The sequence below is a fragment of the Ruegeria sp. genome, from assembly GCF_965199275.1.
Taxonomy (GTDB): Bacteria; Pseudomonadota; Alphaproteobacteria; order Rhodobacterales; family Rhodobacteraceae; genus Ruegeria.
The window spans coordinates 115,391-135,733 of the sequence record NZ_CBDAQX010000009.1 but is presented as its reverse complement, the minus strand read 5'-3'; the positions used below and the strand labels follow the sequence as shown (position 1 = coordinate 135,733).

At 58.2% G+C, this 20,343-nt stretch carries 20 protein-coding genes and 2 pseudogenes; 14 read left to right on the top strand and 8 right to left on the bottom strand.

Features of this window, described 5'->3' with window-relative positions:
• Positions 1 to 92: 92 nt before the first annotated feature.
• Positions 93 to 200, top strand: a pseudogene (locus ACOERD_RS06440) (flagellin); the annotation flags it as partial.
• Positions 201 to 313: 113 nt separating this feature from the next.
• Here ACOERD_RS06440 and ACOERD_RS06435 read toward each other — a convergent pair.
• Positions 314 to 2,056 carry an IS1634 family transposase gene (locus tag ACOERD_RS06435; RefSeq protein WP_419737624.1) on the bottom strand — a complete coding sequence of 581 codons (1,743 nt, stop codon included), beginning with the start codon at positions 2,054 to 2,056 and terminating at the stop codon, positions 314 to 316.
• On the opposite strand from ACOERD_RS06435, the gene ACOERD_RS06430 reads away from it, so the two are divergent.
• Positions 2,049 to 2,756, top strand: a complete 708-nt coding sequence (locus ACOERD_RS06430) for a Mu transposase domain-containing protein (protein ID WP_419738434.1) — start codon at positions 2,049 to 2,051, stop codon at positions 2,754 to 2,756. The genes ACOERD_RS06435 and ACOERD_RS06430 overlap by 8 nt on opposite strands.
• A complete protein-coding gene (locus ACOERD_RS06425; RefSeq protein ID WP_419738435.1) occupies positions 2,743 to 3,039 on the top strand; it encodes an ATP-binding protein in 297 nt (98 codons plus the stop codon). Before ACOERD_RS06430 ends, ACOERD_RS06425 begins: the two co-directional genes overlap by 14 nt.
• Before the next feature lie 85 nt (positions 3,040 to 3,124).
• Here ACOERD_RS06425 and ACOERD_RS06420 read toward each other — a convergent pair whose 3' ends face one another.
• Positions 3,125 to 4,867 (bottom strand): IS1634 family transposase, encoded by a 1,743-nt coding sequence (locus tag ACOERD_RS06420; RefSeq protein ID WP_419737624.1) that lies wholly within the window; start codon positions 4,865 to 4,867, stop codon positions 3,125 to 3,127.
• Here ACOERD_RS06420 and ACOERD_RS06415 point away from each other — a divergent pair.
• The 5 genes and pseudogenes from ACOERD_RS06415 to ACOERD_RS06395 all read left to right on the top strand — a co-directional run.
• Entirely contained in the window at positions 4,860 to 5,567 is a 708-nt protein-coding gene (locus ACOERD_RS06415) for a Mu transposase domain-containing protein (RefSeq protein ID WP_419738434.1), read from the top strand. The two genes, ACOERD_RS06420 and ACOERD_RS06415, sit on opposite strands and share 8 nt — an antisense overlap.
• The gene (gene istB / locus ACOERD_RS06410; protein WP_419737606.1) at positions 5,554 to 6,285 is read left to right on the top strand and encodes an IS21-like element helper ATPase IstB; all 732 of its coding nucleotides are present in this window, start codon (positions 5,554 to 5,556) and stop codon (positions 6,283 to 6,285) included. The genes ACOERD_RS06415 and istB overlap by 14 nt, the downstream gene beginning before the upstream one ends.
• A 207-nt stretch (positions 6,286 to 6,492) precedes the next feature.
• Positions 6,493 to 7,371: a flagellin gene (locus tag ACOERD_RS06405; RefSeq protein WP_419738433.1), complete on the top strand. Its 879-nt coding sequence runs from the start codon at positions 6,493 to 6,495 to the stop codon at positions 7,369 to 7,371.
• A 77-nt stretch (positions 7,372 to 7,448) separates the two neighbouring features.
• Positions 7,449 to 7,826, top strand: a complete 378-nt coding sequence (flaF, locus tag ACOERD_RS06400) for a flagellar biosynthesis regulator FlaF (protein ID WP_419738432.1) — start codon at positions 7,449 to 7,451, stop codon at positions 7,824 to 7,826.
• Positions 7,823 to 8,008 (top strand): annotated as a pseudogene (locus ACOERD_RS06395) (flagellar biosynthesis repressor FlbT); the annotation flags it as partial. The gene flaF and the pseudogene ACOERD_RS06395, both read left to right, overlap by 4 nt.
• 112 nt (positions 8,009 to 8,120) lie before the next feature.
• Here the strand turns inward: ACOERD_RS06395 and ACOERD_RS06390 are convergent.
• Positions 8,121 to 9,863 carry an IS1634 family transposase gene (locus ACOERD_RS06390; RefSeq protein ID WP_419737624.1) on the bottom strand — a complete coding sequence of 581 codons (1,743 nt, stop codon included), beginning with the start codon at positions 9,861 to 9,863 and terminating at the stop codon, positions 8,121 to 8,123.
• Between the two features lie 146 nt (positions 9,864 to 10,009).
• On the opposite strand from ACOERD_RS06390, the gene ACOERD_RS06385 reads away from it, so the two are divergent.
• Both ACOERD_RS06385 and ACOERD_RS06380 read left to right on the top strand, forming a co-directional pair.
• Positions 10,010 to 10,354 carry a flagellar biosynthesis repressor FlbT gene (locus ACOERD_RS06385; RefSeq protein WP_419738431.1) on the top strand — a complete coding sequence of 115 codons (345 nt, stop codon included), beginning with the start codon at positions 10,010 to 10,012 and terminating at the stop codon, positions 10,352 to 10,354.
• Positions 10,351 to 11,145 (top strand): DUF1217 domain-containing protein, encoded by a 795-nt coding sequence (locus ACOERD_RS06380; protein WP_419738430.1) that lies wholly within the window; start codon positions 10,351 to 10,353, stop codon positions 11,143 to 11,145. Before ACOERD_RS06385 ends, ACOERD_RS06380 begins: the two co-directional genes overlap by 4 nt.
• Before the next feature lie 111 nt (positions 11,146 to 11,256).
• Here the strand turns inward: ACOERD_RS06380 and ACOERD_RS06375 are convergent, their stop codons facing one another.
• From ACOERD_RS06375 to ACOERD_RS06365, 3 genes are all read right to left on the bottom strand, one after another.
• Positions 11,257 to 12,834 carry a DUF427 domain-containing protein gene (locus ACOERD_RS06375; RefSeq protein ID WP_419738429.1) on the bottom strand — a complete coding sequence of 526 codons (1,578 nt, stop codon included), beginning with the start codon at positions 12,832 to 12,834 and terminating at the stop codon, positions 11,257 to 11,259.
• Between the two features lie 73 nt (positions 12,835 to 12,907).
• Positions 12,908 to 13,609 carry a winged helix-turn-helix domain-containing protein gene (locus tag ACOERD_RS06370; RefSeq protein WP_170460025.1) on the bottom strand — a complete coding sequence of 234 codons (702 nt, stop codon included), beginning with the start codon at positions 13,607 to 13,609 and terminating at the stop codon, positions 12,908 to 12,910.
• Positions 13,581 to 13,868 carry a hypothetical protein gene (locus tag ACOERD_RS06365; RefSeq protein WP_419738428.1) on the bottom strand — a complete coding sequence of 96 codons (288 nt, stop codon included), beginning with the start codon at positions 13,866 to 13,868 and terminating at the stop codon, positions 13,581 to 13,583. Before ACOERD_RS06365 ends, ACOERD_RS06370 begins: the two co-directional genes overlap by 29 nt.
• A gap of 176 nt (positions 13,869 to 14,044) precedes the next feature.
• On the opposite strand from ACOERD_RS06365, the gene ACOERD_RS06360 reads away from it, so the two are divergent.
• The 4 genes from ACOERD_RS06360 (at position 14,045) to ACOERD_RS06345 (ending at position 17,969) form a co-directional block, all read left to right on the top strand.
• Complete coding sequence (locus tag ACOERD_RS06360) at positions 14,045 to 14,512, top strand: hypothetical protein (protein ID WP_419738427.1); 468 nt, start codon at positions 14,045 to 14,047, stop codon at positions 14,510 to 14,512.
• 107 nt (positions 14,513 to 14,619) lie between these two features.
• The gene (locus ACOERD_RS06355) at positions 14,620 to 15,237 is read left to right on the top strand and encodes a ribonuclease HII (protein WP_419738426.1); all 618 of its coding nucleotides are present in this window, start codon (positions 14,620 to 14,622) and stop codon (positions 15,235 to 15,237) included.
• 107 nt (positions 15,238 to 15,344) lie between these two features.
• A complete protein-coding gene (locus ACOERD_RS06350; RefSeq protein ID WP_170471442.1) occupies positions 15,345 to 16,448 on the top strand; it encodes a site-specific DNA-methyltransferase in 1,104 nt (367 codons plus the stop codon).
• Between the two features lie 138 nt (positions 16,449 to 16,586).
• Positions 16,587 to 17,969 (top strand): adenylate/guanylate cyclase domain-containing protein, encoded by a 1,383-nt coding sequence (locus tag ACOERD_RS06345; protein WP_419738425.1) that lies wholly within the window; start codon positions 16,587 to 16,589, stop codon positions 17,967 to 17,969.
• A gap of 78 nt (positions 17,970 to 18,047) precedes the next feature.
• Here ACOERD_RS06345 and ACOERD_RS06340 read toward each other — a convergent pair whose 3' ends face one another.
• Together ACOERD_RS06340 and mutY are read right to left on the bottom strand one after the other, a co-directional pair.
• Complete coding sequence (locus ACOERD_RS06340) at positions 18,048 to 19,184, bottom strand: alkane 1-monooxygenase (protein ID WP_419738424.1); 1,137 nt, start codon at positions 19,182 to 19,184, stop codon at positions 18,048 to 18,050.
• Positions 19,185 to 19,245: 61 nt separating this feature from the next.
• Complete coding sequence (gene mutY / locus ACOERD_RS06335) at positions 19,246 to 20,301, bottom strand: A/G-specific adenine glycosylase (RefSeq protein ID WP_419738423.1); 1,056 nt, start codon at positions 20,299 to 20,301, stop codon at positions 19,246 to 19,248.
• Between the last annotated feature and the right edge of the window lie 42 nt (positions 20,302 to 20,343).

Genomic DNA, 20,343 nt, shown 5'->3' with positions numbered 1-20,343 from the left:
ACCTAAACACGACCCCCTCAACGCCCCTCTTAGCTCCAAGGGGGGTCAAATTTGGACGCCGATGGGGGGTCATTATTCAATGCCGATTGACAATCAACGATGATGTGACTGCACTGAAGAACCAGATCACTTCAGTCGTAGGGGCTGCCCAGTTCAACGGTTTGAACCTTGTTGATGGTTCGGCTGGCTCGGCGTCTATTTCCTGACTTCCGACATTTTTTCGTATAAGTCATTGATATTATTATGCCTTGGTTGCCAAAAGGCACTACACGGACTTTTTTCGCCAGCGATTGTTTCGGAGTGTTGAGGGAGCTCAGGCTTTGGTCTGGCCAGTTTTTCGGGTGCGCCCGGGGGGTATCTTGAAAGGGGCTTCGTTCCAGGTCAGGCCGACGCAGGTGAGGATGCGTCTGGCATCGACCGTGGCATGGCTTGGCATGCCGTAGCGGTCAGGGGTGCCTTTGTGGCGCAGGATCGAGAGCTGCAATGCGTTCAACTCGTTGCGGATACGAGCCGGGCTCATCGGGTGTCCGAGCAGGTCCAGATGCTTGCGCAGGTGCTGCAGGCAGCAGAAGGCCATGTAGCAGATGGCGATATGGGCCCGGACCCGACGCGGCGACCAGTGATAGATGGGCCGGATTTTCAGATCGTGCTTGTTGGTGCGGAAGCAGGCTTCGATCTCCCACAACTGGTGATAGCGGGCAATGACGTCCTGTGCCTCCAGTTCGTCCGCACCATGAACAACAATGGCATGCAGCCCGTCCCATTGTGCCGCTGCCTTGATCTTTGCATCATCCAGCGTGACGTCCCCGCTGTCGGGGAAGGCCAGGAAGCGGCCATATCCCCGGCTGCTGAAGCTGCCGGGTTTGCGAGAGCGCTTGAGCTTCTTGTGCAGCTTTTCGATTGCCTTGTCGCGCTTGTGGGCATCATTGCGTGCCCGGGTGGGTGACCAGGTCACAATGACCCGCGCTCCCTCCTGGTCGATCACCTTGTACCAGCCCTTCTCGGTTGCCTCTTCAGAACCGTGTCCAGCCCAAGGCTGGCGTCCCTCCGGGCTCAAAATGTTCGCCTTCACGGCGGCCGGGGCGGACTTCATGCGATAGCCGAGGATGTAGGGCAGACCCTTGTTCTGCAACATCTGCTGGTTGTCCTTGCTGAGCATGGCGGCATCGGCCACGAACGTGACCCTGGCCACGTCGAAGCGTCCCTCCAACGCCTTCAGCGCAGCTTCCAGCGTATGACCTTCCCAGGTGTTTCCCGGGAAGAGTTCATAGCCCACAGGCAGCCCATCGGAGGTGACGATCAGCGCCAGCATGACCTGAGCGCGGTGATGCTTGCCATCCTTGCTGAAGCCCTTGGCCAGAAGATGATCCTGCTCGACCCCGTCCGCATCCTCGGCCGGGTCCTCGCGCTCGGTGTCAAAGGCCAGGGTCGTGCAATCGTAGAACAGCACGGTCACTGGCCCGCCCAGCAACTTCTCTGCCGCCGCGTGAGAGGTTTTGCAAATCCCGTCTATCACCGGCGTATTGATGTAATCCATGCTCCGATAGACCACGTCCAGATTGAGCGTGATGCCTGCCTGGTTCTCCAACGCCTCCACGGTCGCGCGCTTGCTCTCGGGCTGTGCGATCCGCGCCATAACCAGCTCTTTCACAATGCGATTGGCACTTTTACGCGCCGCCCCCAGAAGGGCCCCCCAACCCAGTTGGTCATACATCGTCCCCATGACATCCCGCAGACCCAGAGAGACCCGCGCCTCCTCACGGCACTCGGCAAGATCAACGCCAAGCTTGTCCGGCCGCGGAGCGCGGCGCACCAGCGCCTGCAGATCGGCATATTCCGTGGGCGTGAACAGTTCCATTTGCGGCGAGCGATCAATGCGTAATTGCTCCATCAAGCGGCCCGCCAGACGCTTGATATCCTCAATCTCGCTGTCGTTATGGGCCACACCCACATGGCGCAGGATCTTCTGGCGTACCTTGGAGCCGGTGCGGACGGATTCAACGATCTGGATCCGTGTGCGGTTGAGCTTTGCGTCATGTTTGGTGCGGATGAACATGGGCGAAGAGGTTAGCCATCTGAAGGCCCATGTCAATACTTTTTATAATAATGGGGCACTACAACGCGCCTCTGAGCAACCACACCTGAAAACAAACCAAAAACCCAGTCAGATCAACAAAAAGGTCGGAAGTCAGGAGACGGTCGCCGTGAGTCGAACCTGCCTGATCAACTTCGAAAGAAACAAATACAGCGTTGAGGCAAGAGCTGTTGGACGTCAGGTCCAGTTGCAGGTCTACGCCACGCGGATTGTCCTGCGCCAAGACGGTGAGATTGTCGGAGAGCACGAACGGTGCTTCGGCCGAGGAAAAACGATCTTCAACCCTTGGCACTATGTGCCCGTCCTCAAGCGCAAGCCTGGCGCTCTGCGCAATGGAGCACCGTTCCGTGACTGGGACCTACCACCGGCAATGACGCAGATCTGGACCCATCTGCGGGGCACATCCGACGGAGACCGGCAACTTGCCGATATTCTTTTCGCTGCTTACCAGCACGACATTGATGTGGTCGAGGCTGCCTGCGAAGAAGCTCTAAAATCTGGCCTGCGCAAGGCCGATGCGATCCTGAACATTGTCTCTCGGCGCACCAATCCCCCGCCGCCAAAGGCGATTGAGCCGCCTGCCCACCTGCAGCTGAAAATGGCACCGATCGCGGATTGCGCTCGCTATGACAGGCTTGGAGGCTCCCATGCAACTGCGTAAGGAAATTCTCGAACTTGCCCGTCAACTGAAGTTGCCAGGCATCGTCAACTGCTTTGACGAAGTGATGCAGGCCGCAGCCAAAAACAACTGGCGGCCCCAACAGGTCGTGGCCGAACTCCTCACGGCCGAACTGGCCGAAAAGACTGCGCGCTCGATCCGGTATCAGATGGGTGCCGCAAAGTTCCCGGTCTGCAAGTCCTTACCTGAGTTCGACTTCACGGTCAGCCCCGTCAACGAGGAAGTCGTGCGCAATCTTCCTGACTTCCGACATTTTTTCGTATAAGTCATTGATATTATTATGCCTTGGTTGCCAAAAGGCACTACACGGACTTTTTTCGCCAGCGATTGTTTCGGAGTGTTGAGGGAGCTCAGGCTTTGGTCTGGCCAGTTTTTCGGGTGCGCCCGGGGGGTATCTTGAAAGGGGCTTCGTTCCAGGTCAGGCCGACGCAGGTGAGGATGCGTCTGGCATCGACCGTGGCATGGCTTGGCATGCCGTAGCGGTCAGGGGTGCCTTTGTGGCGCAGGATCGAGAGCTGCAATGCGTTCAACTCGTTGCGGATACGAGCCGGGCTCATCGGGTGTCCGAGCAGGTCCAGATGCTTGCGCAGGTGCTGCAGGCAGCAGAAGGCCATGTAGCAGATGGCGATATGGGCCCGGACCCGACGCGGCGACCAGTGATAGATGGGCCGGATTTTCAGATCGTGCTTGTTGGTGCGGAAGCAGGCTTCGATCTCCCACAACTGGTGATAGCGGGCAATGACGTCCTGTGCCTCCAGTTCGTCCGCACCATGAACAACAATGGCATGCAGCCCGTCCCATTGTGCCGCTGCCTTGATCTTTGCATCATCCAGCGTGACGTCCCCGCTGTCGGGGAAGGCCAGGAAGCGGCCATATCCCCGGCTGCTGAAGCTGCCGGGTTTGCGAGAGCGCTTGAGCTTCTTGTGCAGCTTTTCGATTGCCTTGTCGCGCTTGTGGGCATCATTGCGTGCCCGGGTGGGTGACCAGGTCACAATGACCCGCGCTCCCTCCTGGTCGATCACCTTGTACCAGCCCTTCTCGGTTGCCTCTTCAGAACCGTGTCCAGCCCAAGGCTGGCGTCCCTCCGGGCTCAAAATGTTCGCCTTCACGGCGGCCGGGGCGGACTTCATGCGATAGCCGAGGATGTAGGGCAGACCCTTGTTCTGCAACATCTGCTGGTTGTCCTTGCTGAGCATGGCGGCATCGGCCACGAACGTGACCCTGGCCACGTCGAAGCGTCCCTCCAACGCCTTCAGCGCAGCTTCCAGCGTATGACCTTCCCAGGTGTTTCCCGGGAAGAGTTCATAGCCCACAGGCAGCCCATCGGAGGTGACGATCAGCGCCAGCATGACCTGAGCGCGGTGATGCTTGCCATCCTTGCTGAAGCCCTTGGCCAGAAGATGATCCTGCTCGACCCCGTCCGCATCCTCGGCCGGGTCCTCGCGCTCGGTGTCAAAGGCCAGGGTCGTGCAATCGTAGAACAGCACGGTCACTGGCCCGCCCAGCAACTTCTCTGCCGCCGCGTGAGAGGTTTTGCAAATCCCGTCTATCACCGGCGTATTGATGTAATCCATGCTCCGATAGACCACGTCCAGATTGAGCGTGATGCCTGCCTGGTTCTCCAACGCCTCCACGGTCGCGCGCTTGCTCTCGGGCTGTGCGATCCGCGCCATAACCAGCTCTTTCACAATGCGATTGGCACTTTTACGCGCCGCCCCCAGAAGGGCCCCCCAACCCAGTTGGTCATACATCGTCCCCATGACATCCCGCAGACCCAGAGAGACCCGCGCCTCCTCACGGCACTCGGCAAGATCAACGCCAAGCTTGTCCGGCCGCGGAGCGCGGCGCACCAGCGCCTGCAGATCGGCATATTCCGTGGGCGTGAACAGTTCCATTTGCGGCGAGCGATCAATGCGTAATTGCTCCATCAAGCGGCCCGCCAGACGCTTGATATCCTCAATCTCGCTGTCGTTATGGGCCACACCCACATGGCGCAGGATCTTCTGGCGTACCTTGGAGCCGGTGCGGACGGATTCAACGATCTGGATCCGTGTGCGGTTGAGCTTTGCGTCATGTTTGGTGCGGATGAACATGGGCGAAGAGGTTAGCCATCTGAAGGCCCATGTCAATACTTTTTATAATAATGGGGCACTACAACGCGCCTCTGAGCAACCACACCTGAAAACAAACCAAAAACCCAGTCAGATCAACAAAAAGGTCGGAAGTCAGGAGACGGTCGCCGTGAGCCGAACCTGCCTGATCAACTTCGAAAGAAACAAATACAGCGTTGAGGCAAGAGCTGTTGGACGTCAGGTCCAGTTGCAGGTCTACGCCACGCGGATTGTCCTGCGCCAAGACGGTGAGATTGTCGGAGAGCACGAACGGTGCTTCGGCCGAGGAAAAACGATCTTCAACCCTTGGCACTATGTGCCCGTCCTCAAGCGCAAGCCTGGCGCTCTGCGCAATGGAGCACCGTTCCGTGACTGGGACCTACCACCGGCAATGACGCAGATCTGGACCCATCTGCGGGGCACATCCGACGGAGACCGGCAACTTGCCGATATTCTTTTCGCTGCTTACCAGCACGACATTGATGTGGTCGAGGCTGCCTGCGAAGAAGCTCTAAAATCTGGCCTGCGCAAGGCCGATGCGATCCTGAACATTGTCTCTCGGCGCACCAATCCCCCGCCGCCAAAGGCGATTGAGCCGCCTGCCCACCTGCAGCTGAAAATGGCACCGATCGCGGATTGCGCTCGCTATGACAGGCTTGGAGGCTCCCATGCAACTGCGTAAGGAAATTCTCGAACTTGCCCGTCAACTGAAGTTGCCAGGCATCGTCAACTGCTTTGACGAAGTGATGCAGGCCGCAGCCAAAAACAACTGGCGGCCCCAACAGGTCGTGGCCGAACTCCTCACGGCCGAACTGGCCGAAAAGACTGCGCGCTCGATCCGGTATCAGATGGGTGCCGCAAAGTTCCCGGTCTGCAAGTCCTTACCTGAGTTCGACTTCACGGTCAGCCCCGTCAACGAGGAAGTCGTGCGCAATCTTCATGACGGCGATTTTATGGACCAGGCCAGGAATGGCGTGCTGGTCGGTGGAACCGGATCGGGCAAAACGCATCTCGCAACAGCGATCGGGGGCCACGCGGTCAATAACCGCCGGCGGGTCAGGTTCTTCAGCGCTGTGGATCTCGCGAACAAGCTGGAGGCTGAACATCGCGAAGGCAACGCCGGGCGGCTCAGCGAGCAGCTGATCCGCGTCGACCTCGTGATTATAGACGAACTCGGTTATCTGCCGTTCGCAGAGTCTGGTGGACGATTACTCTTCCATCTCATCAGCAAACTGTACGAGCGAACGTCTATTCTGCTAACAACCAACCTCGCATTTGCTGAATGGCCGAGTGTGTTCACAGATGCCAAAATGACCACTGCTCTCCTGGATCGACTGACACACCATTGCGATATCATCGAAACCGGGAACGAAAGCTGGCGAATTAACCACCGCGACTAACCTCGAAATCGGGGAATAAATTCAAAACAGACAGCAGGTCAAACCTTCAGTCGAGCTACGCTCTCTTTTCGGTTTGACCTGCTGTCCACCCCCTCCTGAATCAACCTAAACACGACCCCCTCAACGCCCCTCTTAGCTCCAAGGGGGGTCAAATTTGGACGCCGATGGGGGGTCATTATTCAATGCCGATTGACAATCAACGATGATGTGACTGCACTGAAGAACCAGATCACTTCAGTCGTAGGGGCTGCCCAGTTCAACGGTTTGAACCTTGTTGATGGTTCGGCTGGCTCGGCGTCTATTTTGGCCTCTTTGGATCGGGACAACACCGGTGCTGTAACAGCTTCTTCTATCACTGTGGCCGGTCAGAACCTGTCGACAGGTGGCTATACTTCAGCGGCGGTTTTCGACGGCTCGACCGGCTCGTCGACAGCCAATGACCGCGTTGGTGCCACCATTGCCGCTGGTGCTACATCGGCAACCGTACTGGTGACCGATGAGTCCAGTGGTGCTTTCGCGGCGGGCGATAAGGTGGTTGTCGCTATTGATGATCAGGTTGTGTCCTACACCGTGTCTGCGGCAGATGCGGCAGCCACCACAACCGGTGACCTTGTTGCCGTTGGTTTGAAAGCCAAGATCGAAGAATTAGGCATAACCGGTCTGACCGTTGACTACGACTCGGGCACGGCAGGTACTCTATCTGTTACGAATGGCACGGGTTCAGATGTTTCGTTCTCTGCGCAGTACGTGAACGCAGGCTCGGGTGGTCTGGGTGCGCTGACTGGCATTGACGTGTCGACCGGTCCGGGAGCAACCGCCGCGCTGGCAGCCGTTGAATCGCTGATCGACACCTCGATCGACGCTTCGGCCGCATTCGGTTCGGCCCAGGGCCGGATCGAGACCCAGAAAGAGTTCATTTCGAACCTGACAGACTCGTTTAAATCGGGCATCGGCTCGTTGGTAGACGCCAATATGGAAGAAACCTCGGCCCGGTTGCAGGCGCTGCAGGTGCAGCAGCAGCTGGCCACCCAGTCGCTTTCGATTGCCAACCAGGCGCCGCAGTCGATCCTGTCTCTGTTCCGCTAAATCCGGAACCTGGCCGGGGCGTAAACACCGCGCCCCGGTCCTGACTGCCTGAAGACGGCCTATTGGAAGGATTTCAAGTGACACCGCAAAGCTACGCTCAACGCGCCTATGCGCAATCTGTCGCTCCGACCCGCACGCCGCGGGACACGGAGTATGAGGCGATCTCGAAGATCACGCATCGGCTCAAGGCAGCGGCAGCCCGGAAGGCAACGGATTTTTCCGAATTTGTGCAGGCATTGCATGAAAATCGGCGGTTGTGGACCGTGCTGGCGACCGGCGTGGCGGACTCAGACAACTCGCTTCCGAAGGACCTACGCGCGCGGATTTTCTACGTGGCCGAGTTTACGGAGCAGCACAGCGCACAGGTTTTAGGGAACACTGCGACGGTAGAACCTTTGCTGGAGATCAACATGGCCGTTCTGCGCGGTCTGCGACACATGAGGGCCGCCGGATGAGTGGCCTGGTTCTGAAACTTGCCCCGAAAGAGCGGGTGTTGATCAATGGTGTAGTGATCGAAAATGGAGACCGCCGCAGCCGGTTTTCGATCATGACACCACAAGCCAACGTTTTGCGACTGCGAGATGCGATCCACCCGGACGAAGTCACAACGCCTGTACGCCGCGTTTGTTACGCTGCTCCTGACTTCCGACATTTTTTCGTATAAGTCATTGATATTATTATGCCTTGGTTGCCAAAAGGCACTACACGGACTTTTTTCGCCAGCGATTGTTTCGGAGTGTTGAGGGAGCTCAGGCTTTGGTCTGGCCAGTTTTTCGGGTGCGCCCGGGGGGTATCTTGAAAGGGGCTTCGTTCCAGGTCAGGCCGACGCAGGTGAGGATGCGTCTGGCATCGACCGTGGCATGGCTTGGCATGCCGTAGCGGTCAGGGGTGCCTTTGTGGCGCAGGATCGAGAGCTGCAATGCGTTCAACTCGTTGCGGATACGAGCCGGGCTCATCGGGTGTCCGAGCAGGTCCAGATGCTTGCGCAGGTGCTGCAGGCAGCAGAAGGCCATGTAGCAGATGGCGATATGGGCCCGGACCCGACGCGGCGACCAGTGATAGATGGGCCGGATTTTCAGATCGTGCTTGTTGGTGCGGAAGCAGGCTTCGATCTCCCACAACTGGTGATAGCGGGCAATGACGTCCTGTGCCTCCAGTTCGTCCGCACCATGAACAACAATGGCATGCAGCCCGTCCCATTGTGCCGCTGCCTTGATCTTTGCATCATCCAGCGTGACGTCCCCGCTGTCGGGGAAGGCCAGGAAGCGGCCATATCCCCGGCTGCTGAAGCTGCCGGGTTTGCGAGAGCGCTTGAGCTTCTTGTGCAGCTTTTCGATTGCCTTGTCGCGCTTGTGGGCATCATTGCGTGCCCGGGTGGGTGACCAGGTCACAATGACCCGCGCTCCCTCCTGGTCGATCACCTTGTACCAGCCCTTCTCGGTTGCCTCTTCAGAACCGTGTCCAGCCCAAGGCTGGCGTCCCTCCGGGCTCAAAATGTTCGCCTTCACGGCGGCCGGGGCGGACTTCATGCGATAGCCGAGGATGTAGGGCAGACCCTTGTTCTGCAACATCTGCTGGTTGTCCTTGCTGAGCATGGCGGCATCGGCCACGAACGTGACCCTGGCCACGTCGAAGCGTCCCTCCAACGCCTTCAGCGCAGCTTCCAGCGTATGACCTTCCCAGGTGTTTCCCGGGAAGAGTTCATAGCCCACAGGCAGCCCATCGGAGGTGACGATCAGCGCCAGCATGACCTGAGCGCGGTGATGCTTGCCATCCTTGCTGAAGCCCTTGGCCAGAAGATGATCCTGCTCGACCCCGTCCGCATCCTCGGCCGGGTCCTCGCGCTCGGTGTCAAAGGCCAGGGTCGTGCAATCGTAGAACAGCACGGTCACTGGCCCGCCCAGCAACTTCTCTGCCGCCGCGTGAGAGGTTTTGCAAATCCCGTCTATCACCGGCGTATTGATGTAATCCATGCTCCGATAGACCACGTCCAGATTGAGCGTGATGCCTGCCTGGTTCTCCAACGCCTCCACGGTCGCGCGCTTGCTCTCGGGCTGTGCGATCCGCGCCATAACCAGCTCTTTCACAATGCGATTGGCACTTTTACGCGCCGCCCCCAGAAGGGCCCCCCAACCCAGTTGGTCATACATCGTCCCCATGACATCCCGCAGACCCAGAGAGACCCGCGCCTCCTCACGGCACTCGGCAAGATCAACGCCAAGCTTGTCCGGCCGCGGAGCGCGGCGCACCAGCGCCTGCAGATCGGCATATTCCGTGGGCGTGAACAGTTCCATTTGCGGCGAGCGATCAATGCGTAATTGCTCCATCAAGCGGCCCGCCAGACGCTTGATATCCTCAATCTCGCTGTCGTTATGGGCCACACCCACATGGCGCAGGATCTTCTGGCGTACCTTGGAGCCGGTGCGGACGGATTCAACGATCTGGATCCGTGTGCGGTTGAGCTTTGCGTCATGTTTGGTGCGGATGAACATGGGCGAAGAGGTTAGCCATCTGAAGGCCCATGTCAATACTTTTTATAATAATGGGGCACTACAACGCGCCTCTGAGCAACCACACCTGAAAACAAACCAAAAACCCAGTCAGATCAACAAAAAGGTCGGAAGTCAGGAATGGTGTAGTGATCGAAAATGGAGACCGCCGCAGCCGGTTTTCGATCATGACACCACAAGCCAACGTTTTGCGACTGCGAGATGCGATCCACCCGGACGAAGTCACAACGCCTGTACGCCGCGTTTGTTACGCTGCTCAATTGGTGCTGTCTGGTGATATGGAGCCTGATCAGGCGCGCCAGCAATTGCTGCGCCGGGTTGAGGAACTAAGCCAGGTGTTCACGGATTCAGACAGTCGTCGTGTTCTGAGCGAGGCGACCGAAGCTCTGGTGGCCGAGCAATACTATAAATGTCTCAAATCTCTCCGCTCTTTGCTGCCACGGGAAGAGCGGCTGATGGCGTACCAACAATGACGTTCCAGCCTGTCATACCCTCTGGAGGCATTGTCGGCTGGCGTTTTTTGCAGCGGACCTATGACGCACAGCTGGAGAGCTTTACGAACTCCAGCGTCAACCAGAGGGACAGGCAGTATTTTCTGGAAAACATAAGCAAGGTTCAATCCGCCGAAGACCTTGTGTCGGATCGTCGGTTGCTACAGGTTGCTTTGGGCGCTTTCGGGTTGGAAGAGGACATCAACAATCGGTTCTTCATCCAAAAGATATTGGAGGATGGAACCAAAGCCGATGATGCCCTGTCCAACCGATTGTCCGACAAGCGGTATCGCGAGTTTTCTCAAGCGTTCGGTTTTGGCCCCGGAGAGGTGCGCAAGACCGGTCTGATTACGAATATGGAGAAGATCGCCGAAGACAATCTGGTGTCCCGTTTCGAAGTTGCCGTGGGTGAGACGAATGGGACAATGCGGATTTCCCTCTACGCGCAACATGCACTTGGCGAATTGGCTGCCGGTGACAGCAGCGCGGATACGAAATGGTTCGATTTGATGGGCTTGCCACCCTTGCGCAGCATGATGGAGACCGCACTTGGCCTGCCATCCTCGTTCTCACAGCTCGATCTGGACAGGCAACTAGAGGTGTTCAAGGACCGTTTGACAGGCTTGACCGGGTCTGATGATCCGGCCCAATTCACCGAGCCTGAAGCTATTCAGAAACTGACGGATACCTATCTGGCGCGCAGTCAGATCGCGCAGTTGCAAAGCACAATATCACCGGCGCAGACCGCTTTGATTTTGTTGGGTGCGGGCTAGAGTTGGTGCTTATTGCACCAATCGTCAGGGTGGTGGAATGGGACCCAATCTAGACTTCGCATCATATGGTCGAACCAAATCAAGCGCAGCGAGTTTGATAATTCGCCGAGGCTAAGCTGGATCATCGACCTCAACATCTGCCGCCGTTCTCAGGGCAAAACACGTGACTGGCTGGGACACGTTGCGCAGTTTGATATCACCAAGTGGGATTGCATTGCAGCATGCGGGCTCAATATCTTGCGAGACGACAATACGGTAGCCGGTCGATTTGCTATGCTCACCCAGGCGCGCTGCGACGTTGGCGGCTTGTCCGATGACGGTGAAATCCAGCCGTTCGCGCGAGCCGACATTGCCGTAGGTCACCCGGCCATAGGACACGCCGATTGAGCAGTCGCAGTGGATATCAGGATCCGCGGAACGCAGTTCGGCGAGCTTTTCGACGATTTCTGTTGCCGCCTGTTGGGCATTCGCACGGGCCTGCGCGGGTTCCTCACCCGCTGGGAAAACGGCCAGAACGGCGTCGCCGATGAATTTCAGAACTTCGCCCCCGTTTTCATCCACGATACCCGAGACCGTCTCAAAGAACTCGTTCAGCAGATTGATATAGGCATCCCGGTCAAGGCTCTCCTCCAGGCTAGTCGAGTTTCGCAGATCGCAGAACATGATGGCCGCATCAATCTCATCTCCGTCGCCGCGTCGGATCTCTCCGCCCAGCACACGCGCGCCTGAGCGTTTGCCTACATAGGTTTCCAGCAGAACCTGTGCGTTTTCACGCTGCATAAACACCTCGTAAAAGCGGGCGATAACGGCAGAGCATTCGAACACCAGACCAAGGTTCTCCGTCGTGAAGCCGTCGGGATGATCGCAGCTGAGCGTTAGTACGTTTGTTCGACCGTCCGAGAAGGGCAGCGGCATGGCGACATAGTCCGTGGCCCCTTTGGCCCGTAGATCCTCGATGATGGGAAAGCTGTTATGCGGGTTTTCGTCATTTACCCTTTGGCGCACGCCGCCCAATCCGTTCGAGACATGGCGCAAAGGGCTGTTGATGAATGCGGGGTGGTCGTAGATTTCATAGGTGGGCGCGCGGGTCAGGATCTCATCCTCACCCTTTTCCCAAATGAAGTGTTTGCCTGCGATCAGGGGGTGCAAGGACCATGCCAGAATGCTGAGGCGCTGGATCGCTATCCCGTGTTCCAGCATCTTTTCGGCCAACGCCTTGGTGAACGCTTCTGGTGTATCCGACAGGGACGCCCCACGCATCAGCCAGTCGATCAGCGGACCGCTGATATTGGTGTTTTCGGTGTCGCGTAGTTGGTTCTTGCCCAGGTCGATATCCGTATAGGCACTGGGCATAAAACCAATATGCCCCCGAATTGCAGCACTCTCTGGCAGGGCGTCATCATAGGCCCATACCGAATTGGCCAAGCGATCTCCGGGCAGATTTATATCGTGATAGGTGGCGGTTCCTTTGAAAGGGCAAAAGGTCTGCAGGCCGGTTTCACCGCTCAGGTCGACGCAAACATCCGCACGCGGGACGTAGATCGTCGGTGGCAGCCGGGTTTCATACATCACCTTGGCATTCCGGCTTTCGGCCAACAGGATGCCATCGCGAAAAATCGCGACCCTGTCGGACAGATGTTCTACCGAGATATCATAGCCGTTGGATTTTGGTGTGGTGTGGACGTTCATCGCCATCCCTCCCTTGCCCGGGGTCTCTATAGAATGGGCGTTTTGGTCGGGCATTCCAAGAGGGGCGCGGATTCTAAACCATCTGGATGACGTCTTTTTCGATCGAAAGCATATAGCCCTTCTTGGCGATATTCTTGACCAGCAACTCACTGACCATCTGATTGCCCAATGCGTCGCGCAGCCGTTTGATACGGGTAGCGCCTGCGGCCTCGTCACAATCGGCAGCATCGCGACCCGAGATCGTCGCCTCGATCTGCGCGCCTGACAGGACCTCATCATCCAATCGGGATTCCGCCAGCACCGAGAGGGTCTCCATCGCCGCTGGGGTCAGTTTGAAATCCATGTTGTTCAGGTAGACGGTGTTCTCCTCGCGACTGATCAGCAGGGATGTCACCTGAATGCCGGTGCGTTCGATCTGTGCCATGCGCCGGTTCAGCAGTGCAAGCATCACCAGAAACACGAGGGCCGAGATCATCATTGCGCATGCAAAAACCAGCAGCACGTAAATCACCATGCGGTAGCTGGACAGCGTATCGGCAAAGGCCGTACCCGATTGGGCCAGAATCTCAAGCAACCGGATTTCGGTTTGTGAGGTCAGATCTGCCTCGACAAACAACCTTTCGACGCGGGCGTTGAATGCGTTGGCATCGGGCAGTGTCCAGAACAGGAACAGCGCGGCGGTGATCAGGATCACGACAATGGCGGCAATGCCCAGACCGACAAGGCGCACGCCCGAGCGTCGCGCCTCAGAAACGGAGATAGAATTTTCCGGCATTGGCCTTCCTTTGATCCAACCCTTCCGGCCCGAAGACGGACTGGACATTCAGCAGGGTCCACCCTGAACCGCTGAGGCGCTGGGCGACTTCACTCGTTGCCTGACCCTTGTCGCAGGACGAAACCTGCATCACGCCGTAGTGCAGGCGCAGCGGGTTGTCCTGTTTCGCCTTGTAGTCGGCATAACACTCCGCGGCCAAGACCACCGGGGCCATCGATATCAGCGCAGCTGCGACCAGAGAAGAGAAGATCTGTTTCATAAGCTGCATCCTGCGCACGGCTTGGGCTGATATTCAATGACCAAAGGGGTTTGCGGCGCCTGATATCCAATAACACGGGGCCGATATTGCTTGTCTGAGGGGGGTGGACCCAGTGTTGAGGCATCAAAGACGCGGTCCATCACGGGGTCGCCAAAATCTCGGAAAGGACAGGCATCATGCACAAGAAATTCATCGCTCTGATCATCGCGACGGCTATGGCGATTACCGGCGTATCGGCCTCAAAGGCGCGCGCCGCGGATACGGGGGATATCCTCGGGGGGCTGGCCGCGATCGCGATCATTGGCGCAGGGGTGCATTACTATAACAAGGAAAAGCGCAAGGATCGTGAGAAGGCAGCGCGGCAATACAACCACGTGCAAACTGCGCCTCAGGTCAAACACCACAAGGTGAAGCCTTTGCCTAGGCACGTGGCACGCTATGACCTGCCACAACGCTGCTTGCGCCAGCATGACAATTACGGGAAACGTCCGCTGCTGGGAACAAACTGTCTCAAGAAGCACTACAAACATGCCAACAGCCTGCCGCAAGAGTGCAAGGTCGGGTTCTGGAATGGCAACAAGGTGAAGCGGGCGTATGAACCTGCATGCCTGCGCCATCACGGATACCGCGTCGTTTACAAGTAACACGGTCGAGCAGGAGCGGTGCGAAACAGCACCGCGCTGAGAGAGGGTGCGCAAGCTGCCCTCTCTTTTTTGTTGCGGCGGCTGTGAAAACGCGGTTTTCCGAAGGGATGACAAAACCGACTTATGAACTTGAACAGGGGCTGCAGGCGCAGGGCCATATCCGGATAGCAGGCGTGGATGAGGTCGGGCGCGGCCCGTTGGCTGGACCTGTGGTTGCCGCCGCTGTGATCCTGAACCCAGACGATATTCCTGACGGGCTGAACGATTCTAAGAAGCTCTCGCTCAAGCGACGCACAGTGTTGGAGGCAGAGTTGCGGGACCGGGCCGAGATCGCCGTGGCCGAGGCCTCGGTCGCGGAGATTGATGAGCTCAATATCCTGCGCGCCTCGCATCTGGCCATGTTTCGCGCGGTGCAGGCACTGGAACCAGCGCCTGATTACCTTTTGATCGACGGGAACATGATTCCCAATGACCTGCAGATCCCGTCTGAGGCCGTGATCAAGGGGGATGGCAAATCTGTGTCGATTGCGGCGGCTTCGATCATCGCGAAAAACTGGCGCGATCAGCTGATGGTGGATTTAGCGCAACAGCATCCCGGCTACGGCTGGGAGGCAAACGCCGGATATCCGACAAAACAACACCGCGAGGCGCTGCAAAATCTTGGCGTGACCCCACATCATAGGCGTTCGTTCAAGACGGTACACAATATCTTGTATCAAGAGTAAATCGTAAGTCGCTGATTCAAAAAAGAAATTGACGGCGAATCGTCTTTGACTCATCCTTGTCTCAACCAAATGAGCGCAAAAGCGCCGTGGATACTTGAGGCAGTGATATGACAACGACCACCAAAAAGGGCGCAAAAGCGCTCCCTTTAAACACGATTCTTTCTGGGGACTGCATCGACGTGATGAACAGTCTGCCCGAGGCGTCGGTTGATCTAATCTTCGCGGATCCGCCCTACAATCTGCAGCTGAAAGGCCAGTTGCATCGCCCTGACAACAGCCAGGTGGATGCGGTCGACGATCACTGGGACCAATTCTCAAGCTTTGGTGCTTATGACCAGTTCACGCGTGAATGGCTGAAGGCGGCGCATCGTCTGCTCAAGCCGAACGGCGCGATCTGGGTGATCGGCTCGTACCACAACATCTTCCGCGTGGGCTCGGCCCTGCAGGACGCGGGATATTGGATTTTGAACGACGTCGTATGGCGCAAGTCGAACCCGATGCCGAATTTCCGCGGCAAGCGGTTCACCAATGCGCATGAGACGATGATCTGGGCCTCGAAGCGTGAAGGCGCGAAATACACGTTCAACTACGAAGCTTTGAAAGCGCTGAACGAAGGCGTGCAGATGCGCAGTGACTGGGTTCTGCCGATCTGCACCGGGCATGAGCGCCTCAAGGACGAAAATGGCGACAAGGCGCATCCGACACAGAAGCCGGAGTCTCTGCTGCACCGCGTTCTGATTGGCTCGACCAATCCGGGTGACGTGATTTTGGATCCGTTCTTTGGCACAGGTACGACTGGGGCCGTCGCCAAGATGCTGGGACGAGAGTTCATCGGTATCGAGCGCGAAGAAAGCTATCGCAAGGTGGCCGAGAAGCGGATCTCGAAGGTGCGCAAATTCGACCGCGAGGCGCTGGAAGTCAGCGCCAGCAAACGCGCCGAGCCGCGCGTTCCTTTCGGCCAGTTGGTCGAACGTGGGATGCTGCGCCCGGGCGAAGAGCTGTATTCGATGAACCAGCGTCACAAGGCGAAGGTTCGCGCGGATGGCACGCTGGTAGGCGACAACGTCAAAGGCTCGATCCATCAGGTTGGTGCCCATCTTGAGAACGCACCTTCCTGCAACGGCTGGACTTATTGGTGCTTCAAACGCGATGGCAAGACCGTGCCGATCGACGTTCTGCGCCAGCAGATCCGGGCCGAGATGCACAACTGATATCACGAAAACCGCCGGTGCCTGTGGCCTGACACAAGGCACTACGCCTTGCCCCGCCGTTCTCGGCGGGGTCTTTTGTTTTCCAGTCAGAGGTGATTGCATGGGCGCGTCGCCAGTACTGCCTCAGAGGTTCCTGTCATGAGCGAGACAACTGCCAGCCCATCCAGACTGGAACGGTTAGCCGTTACCCAGCCGGATGTTGTGGATCTGGACAACAAATACACCGAAGCCGCAATGCAACGGCACAAGCAGGAGGGTCTGGAACTGGCCGTCCGCGCCCGGTGGATCGCCATGGCTTTGACCGGGGTTTTGTTGATCTTTCTGAACCCGCAATGGGAGGTTCTTTGGTATCATTTCATCCTGCTTCTCATCTGCGCCAATGGCTGGTTGATCCGGCGCGCAGGGCGGGTTGGGCAATCGCGGACCGAGCTTTTGCTGATCTTTGTCGATCTCCTGATCATGACGCTTGGGATGATTGTGCCGAACCCATTCAGTGATGATGTGCGGCCGTTGGCGATGCAGTACCGGTTCGATAATTTTCAGTATTTTTTCATCATCCTAGCTGCCGGTACACTGGCCTATTCGTGGCGTACGGTTGTCGCGATTGGCTCCTGGACAGCACTGATTTGGACGGCGGGTTGGATCATTGCCTGGTGGGTGGCCACGCCGATACCGGGGATCAGCCAGAAGGTGGCCGCGGCTCTGCAGGGCTATCCGGACGTCGCTGAGCTGTTGGATCCCAACAGTTTCGATATCCCGCAGCGTATTCAGCAGGTGATCGTGTTCGTCATGGTTGCGGTGACGCTTGGCGTGTCGATGCGACGGCTAAATCGCTTGTTGATGAGCAATGCAGGGCTGGAGCGGGAAAGGGCGAATCTGTCGCGTTACTTCTCGCCCAATGTGGTCGATGAACTCAGCCAGAATGACGAGCCGCTAAAGCAGGTGCGCAAGGCGGATATTGCGGTGCTGTTCATCGACATTGTGGGCTTTACGAAATTTGCAGCCGGACGGGACCCCTATGAGGTGATCGAGGTGTTGCGCGGGTTTCATGCTCGGATGGAGGCTGAGGTGTTTCGCCATCATGGCACTTTGGACAAATATCTGGGTGACGGGCTAATGGCGACTTTCGGCACGCCGGTCGCAACGCCTTTGGACGCAAGCAATGCGCTGGGCTGTGCGCGCGCGATGGTTGGCGTCATCGACGATTGGAACCAGGAACGGCTTCGTGCGGGAGAGCATGATATCCACGTCGGGATCGGCGTGCATTTTGGTTCGGTCGTTCTGGGGGATATCGGGGCCAACCGGTTGGAATTTGCTGTGATTGGAGATGCGGTGAATGTCTCGGCCAAGTTGGAGGCGATGACCCGTGATTTTCACGCCCGGATCGTGATCAGTGAGGCTTTGCGGGAACAGGCATTGCGCGAGGATCCGAATGGTGGAGCGTTTATGGAAGGGTTTCAGAAACGCCAGGGTCAGACCGTTCGCGGTGTAGAAACCCCTATGGATATCTGGGTGTTGTGAACGGCTCCCGCCTGTTTGGGCAGCATCAAAGATGCAGCCCCTCCAGTTGGGTCGGGCAGCGCGCGGTGCGCGCTGCGGTCACGCCCTTGGGCCGGGGTTCAGTGCTTTGTTGTAGGGGTGCCAGTCAGTGATCTCGGGGTAGTAGCGCCGCCGCCAGGCGCGGACGCGCGGGTTCATGACGCGGCGCCACAGCGGCGGGAACATCGCGGTGACGGTCATCACCGGATAGCCGTAGGGCAGTTGTGGTGCGTCCTCTTGCGCGTGGTTTTGCAGCAGCGGGAAGCGACGATTGGGTTTGTAGTGGTGGTCTGAGTGGCGCTGCAGGTTGATCAGCAACCAGTTCGACGCTTTTTGCGAGGCGTTCCATGAATGCCGGGGCAAAACGTGTTCGTATTTGCCCTCGCCCAAGTGTTTTCGCGTCAGGCCGTAGTGTTCCACGTAGTTGACCAGCTCTAACTGCCAGATCGCGACGCCCGCTTGCAGCAGGAACAGGGCGAGGCCGGGCCAACCTCCGATCAGGGCGGCGAGGGTTAGCATTCCGGTTTGCAGTGCCCAGTAGCGCCAGAACGGGTTCGAGCGGTCGGTCCAGGGGCGATCCTTGCGGGCTAGTTTGTCTTGCTCGGCCCGAAAAGCTGAGATCAGGCATTGCAGCAGGACGCGGGGGTAGAAGCGGTGGAAACCTTCGTTGTAGCGCGCCGTCACCGGGTCGCGCGGAGTGCCGACATGGCGGTGATGGACCAGCAGATGCTCGGACCGGAAATGAGAATAGAGGACCATCGCCAGAAGGAAATCGCCCAGCCAACGCTCAGATCGGGATTTCTGGTGCATCAGCTCGTGGCTGTAGTTGATCCCGATCGTGCCTGAAGTGACCCCCATACCGAAGAACAGCCCGATTTTCGACCAGCTCGACAAGTGATCGCTATGGGTCGCGAACCAGATCAGGCCAAACAGCGTGAGGAATTGGATAGGCGCCCAGAGCTTGGTCAGAAGGATATACCAATGCAGCGCATCATCGGGGGTTTCAGGGTCGGCGTTTTGTAGGTTGAGGCCGGTCAGGCGGTCCAGAACCGCAAAGGCCCACCATGTGGAGAGCGGGATCAGTAAAACCCACCAGCCCCCTGCAAATGCCGTTGCCCAGACCAGCGGGATCAACAGGAAGGACACCCAATAGGGAAGGGCGGCTTGCCAGCGCGAGAGGGTTTGAGTCGCGATCATCCATGATGCTCCGAATAGGCAGATGCACCGTAGCCGGACGGACCGAGCTTGCCCAGCGGGCTCATTGACCCCGCCACATGTCGTAGGCTTTGCGCATCACTGTCGGCAAATCGCTAGGCTTGAAGTCATACTTGGGCAATAGGGTCAGCCCGTCGGGTTCGGTGCCCTCGGGCAGCGGTGCGGTCCAGATTTGCAGCACCAGATGGAAATGCGTGAACGTATGGCGCACCTCGCCGTTCAGCGCGCGCCACTCTGCCGAAAACGGAGGGGCCTCGGAAGGGGCCTCGGACCAGTCCGAGCCGGGCCAGCCCAACATGCCACCCAGCAGACCCTTGTCGGGGCGGCGTTCCAGCAGGAACGCTCCGTTTGGGTGTTGCGCAATGTAGACATGGCCGAATCGCGTGGGTTTCGGCTTTTTGGGCGATTTCTTCGGCAGCTCCGTCTGCGTGCCTGCAGAGCGTGCAAGGCAGGGGGTCTGCACGGGGCAGATTCCACAGGCTGGGGATTTGGGCGTGCAGATTGTGGCTCCCAGATCCATTACGGCTTGAGCGTAGTCTCCTGGGCGCAGCTCGGGTGTCAGAGCGGCGGCTTTCTCTTTCAGAACAGGTTTTGATCCGGGCAACGGGTCGTGAATATCGTAGAGCCGGGCCATCACCCTCTCGACATTGCCATCTAGCACGGTTTCGGGCTGGTCAAACGCAATGGCCGAGATCGCGGCGGCGGTGTAGGGGCCGATCCCCGGCAGCTCCAACAACGCGCAATAGGTGTCGGGGAACTGTCCGTCGTGCTTCTCCGCTACAACACGGGCGCACTTCAGCAGGTTGCGGGCGCGGGCATAGTACCCGAGGCCCGCCCATTCCCCCATGACCTGATCATCGGGGGCGGCAGCCAGCGCCTGCACGGTCGGCCAGCGCGTGGTGAAGCGGGTGAAATAGTCCCGCACAGCGGCGACGGTTGTCTGTTGCAGCATGACCTCGGACAGCCAGACCCGGTAAGGGTCCGGCACCACGCCTGCGGCGCGATCGGCAGGGCCGACACGCCATGGCATCTCGCGCGCGTGGCGGTCATACCAGTCGAGCAATTCAGCGCTCAGGTTAAATTCGGGGCTGTCACGCAAGTTTTATCTATCTCACTGTCGGGTTTCGCTGGCGCCTGCTGG

Coding starts and splice junctions, on each gene's coding strand:
- ACOERD_RS06430 (WP_419738434.1), top strand. CDS start 2,049: ATGAACATGGGCGAAGAGGTTAGCCATCTGAAGGCCCATGTCAATACT.
- ACOERD_RS06435 (WP_419737624.1), bottom strand. CDS start 2,056: ATGTTCATCCGCACCAAACATGACGCAAAGCTCAACCGCACACGGATC.
- ACOERD_RS06425 (WP_419738435.1), top strand. CDS start 2,743: ATGCAACTGCGTAAGGAAATTCTCGAACTTGCCCGTCAACTGAAGTTG.
- ACOERD_RS06415 (WP_419738434.1), top strand. CDS start 4,860: ATGAACATGGGCGAAGAGGTTAGCCATCTGAAGGCCCATGTCAATACT.
- ACOERD_RS06420 (WP_419737624.1), bottom strand. CDS start 4,867: ATGTTCATCCGCACCAAACATGACGCAAAGCTCAACCGCACACGGATC.
- istB (WP_419737606.1), top strand. CDS start 5,554: ATGCAACTGCGTAAGGAAATTCTCGAACTTGCCCGTCAACTGAAGTTG.
- ACOERD_RS06390 (WP_419737624.1), bottom strand. CDS start 9,863: ATGTTCATCCGCACCAAACATGACGCAAAGCTCAACCGCACACGGATC.
- ACOERD_RS06380 (WP_419738430.1), top strand. CDS start 10,351: ATGACGTTCCAGCCTGTCATACCCTCTGGAGGCATTGTCGGCTGGCGT.
- ACOERD_RS06375 (WP_419738429.1), bottom strand. CDS start 12,834: ATGAACGTCCACACCACACCAAAATCCAACGGCTATGATATCTCGGTA.
- ACOERD_RS06370 (WP_170460025.1), bottom strand. CDS start 13,609: ATGCCGGAAAATTCTATCTCCGTTTCTGAGGCGCGACGCTCGGGCGTG.
- ACOERD_RS06365 (WP_419738428.1), bottom strand. CDS start 13,868: ATGAAACAGATCTTCTCTTCTCTGGTCGCAGCTGCGCTGATATCGATG.
- ACOERD_RS06360 (WP_419738427.1), top strand. CDS start 14,045: ATGCACAAGAAATTCATCGCTCTGATCATCGCGACGGCTATGGCGATT.
- ACOERD_RS06355 (WP_419738426.1), top strand. CDS start 14,620: ATGACAAAACCGACTTATGAACTTGAACAGGGGCTGCAGGCGCAGGGC.
- ACOERD_RS06350 (WP_170471442.1), top strand. CDS start 15,345: ATGACAACGACCACCAAAAAGGGCGCAAAAGCGCTCCCTTTAAACACG.
- ACOERD_RS06345 (WP_419738425.1), top strand. CDS start 16,587: ATGAGCGAGACAACTGCCAGCCCATCCAGACTGGAACGGTTAGCCGTT.
- ACOERD_RS06340 (WP_419738424.1), bottom strand. CDS start 19,184: ATGATCGCGACTCAAACCCTCTCGCGCTGGCAAGCCGCCCTTCCCTAT.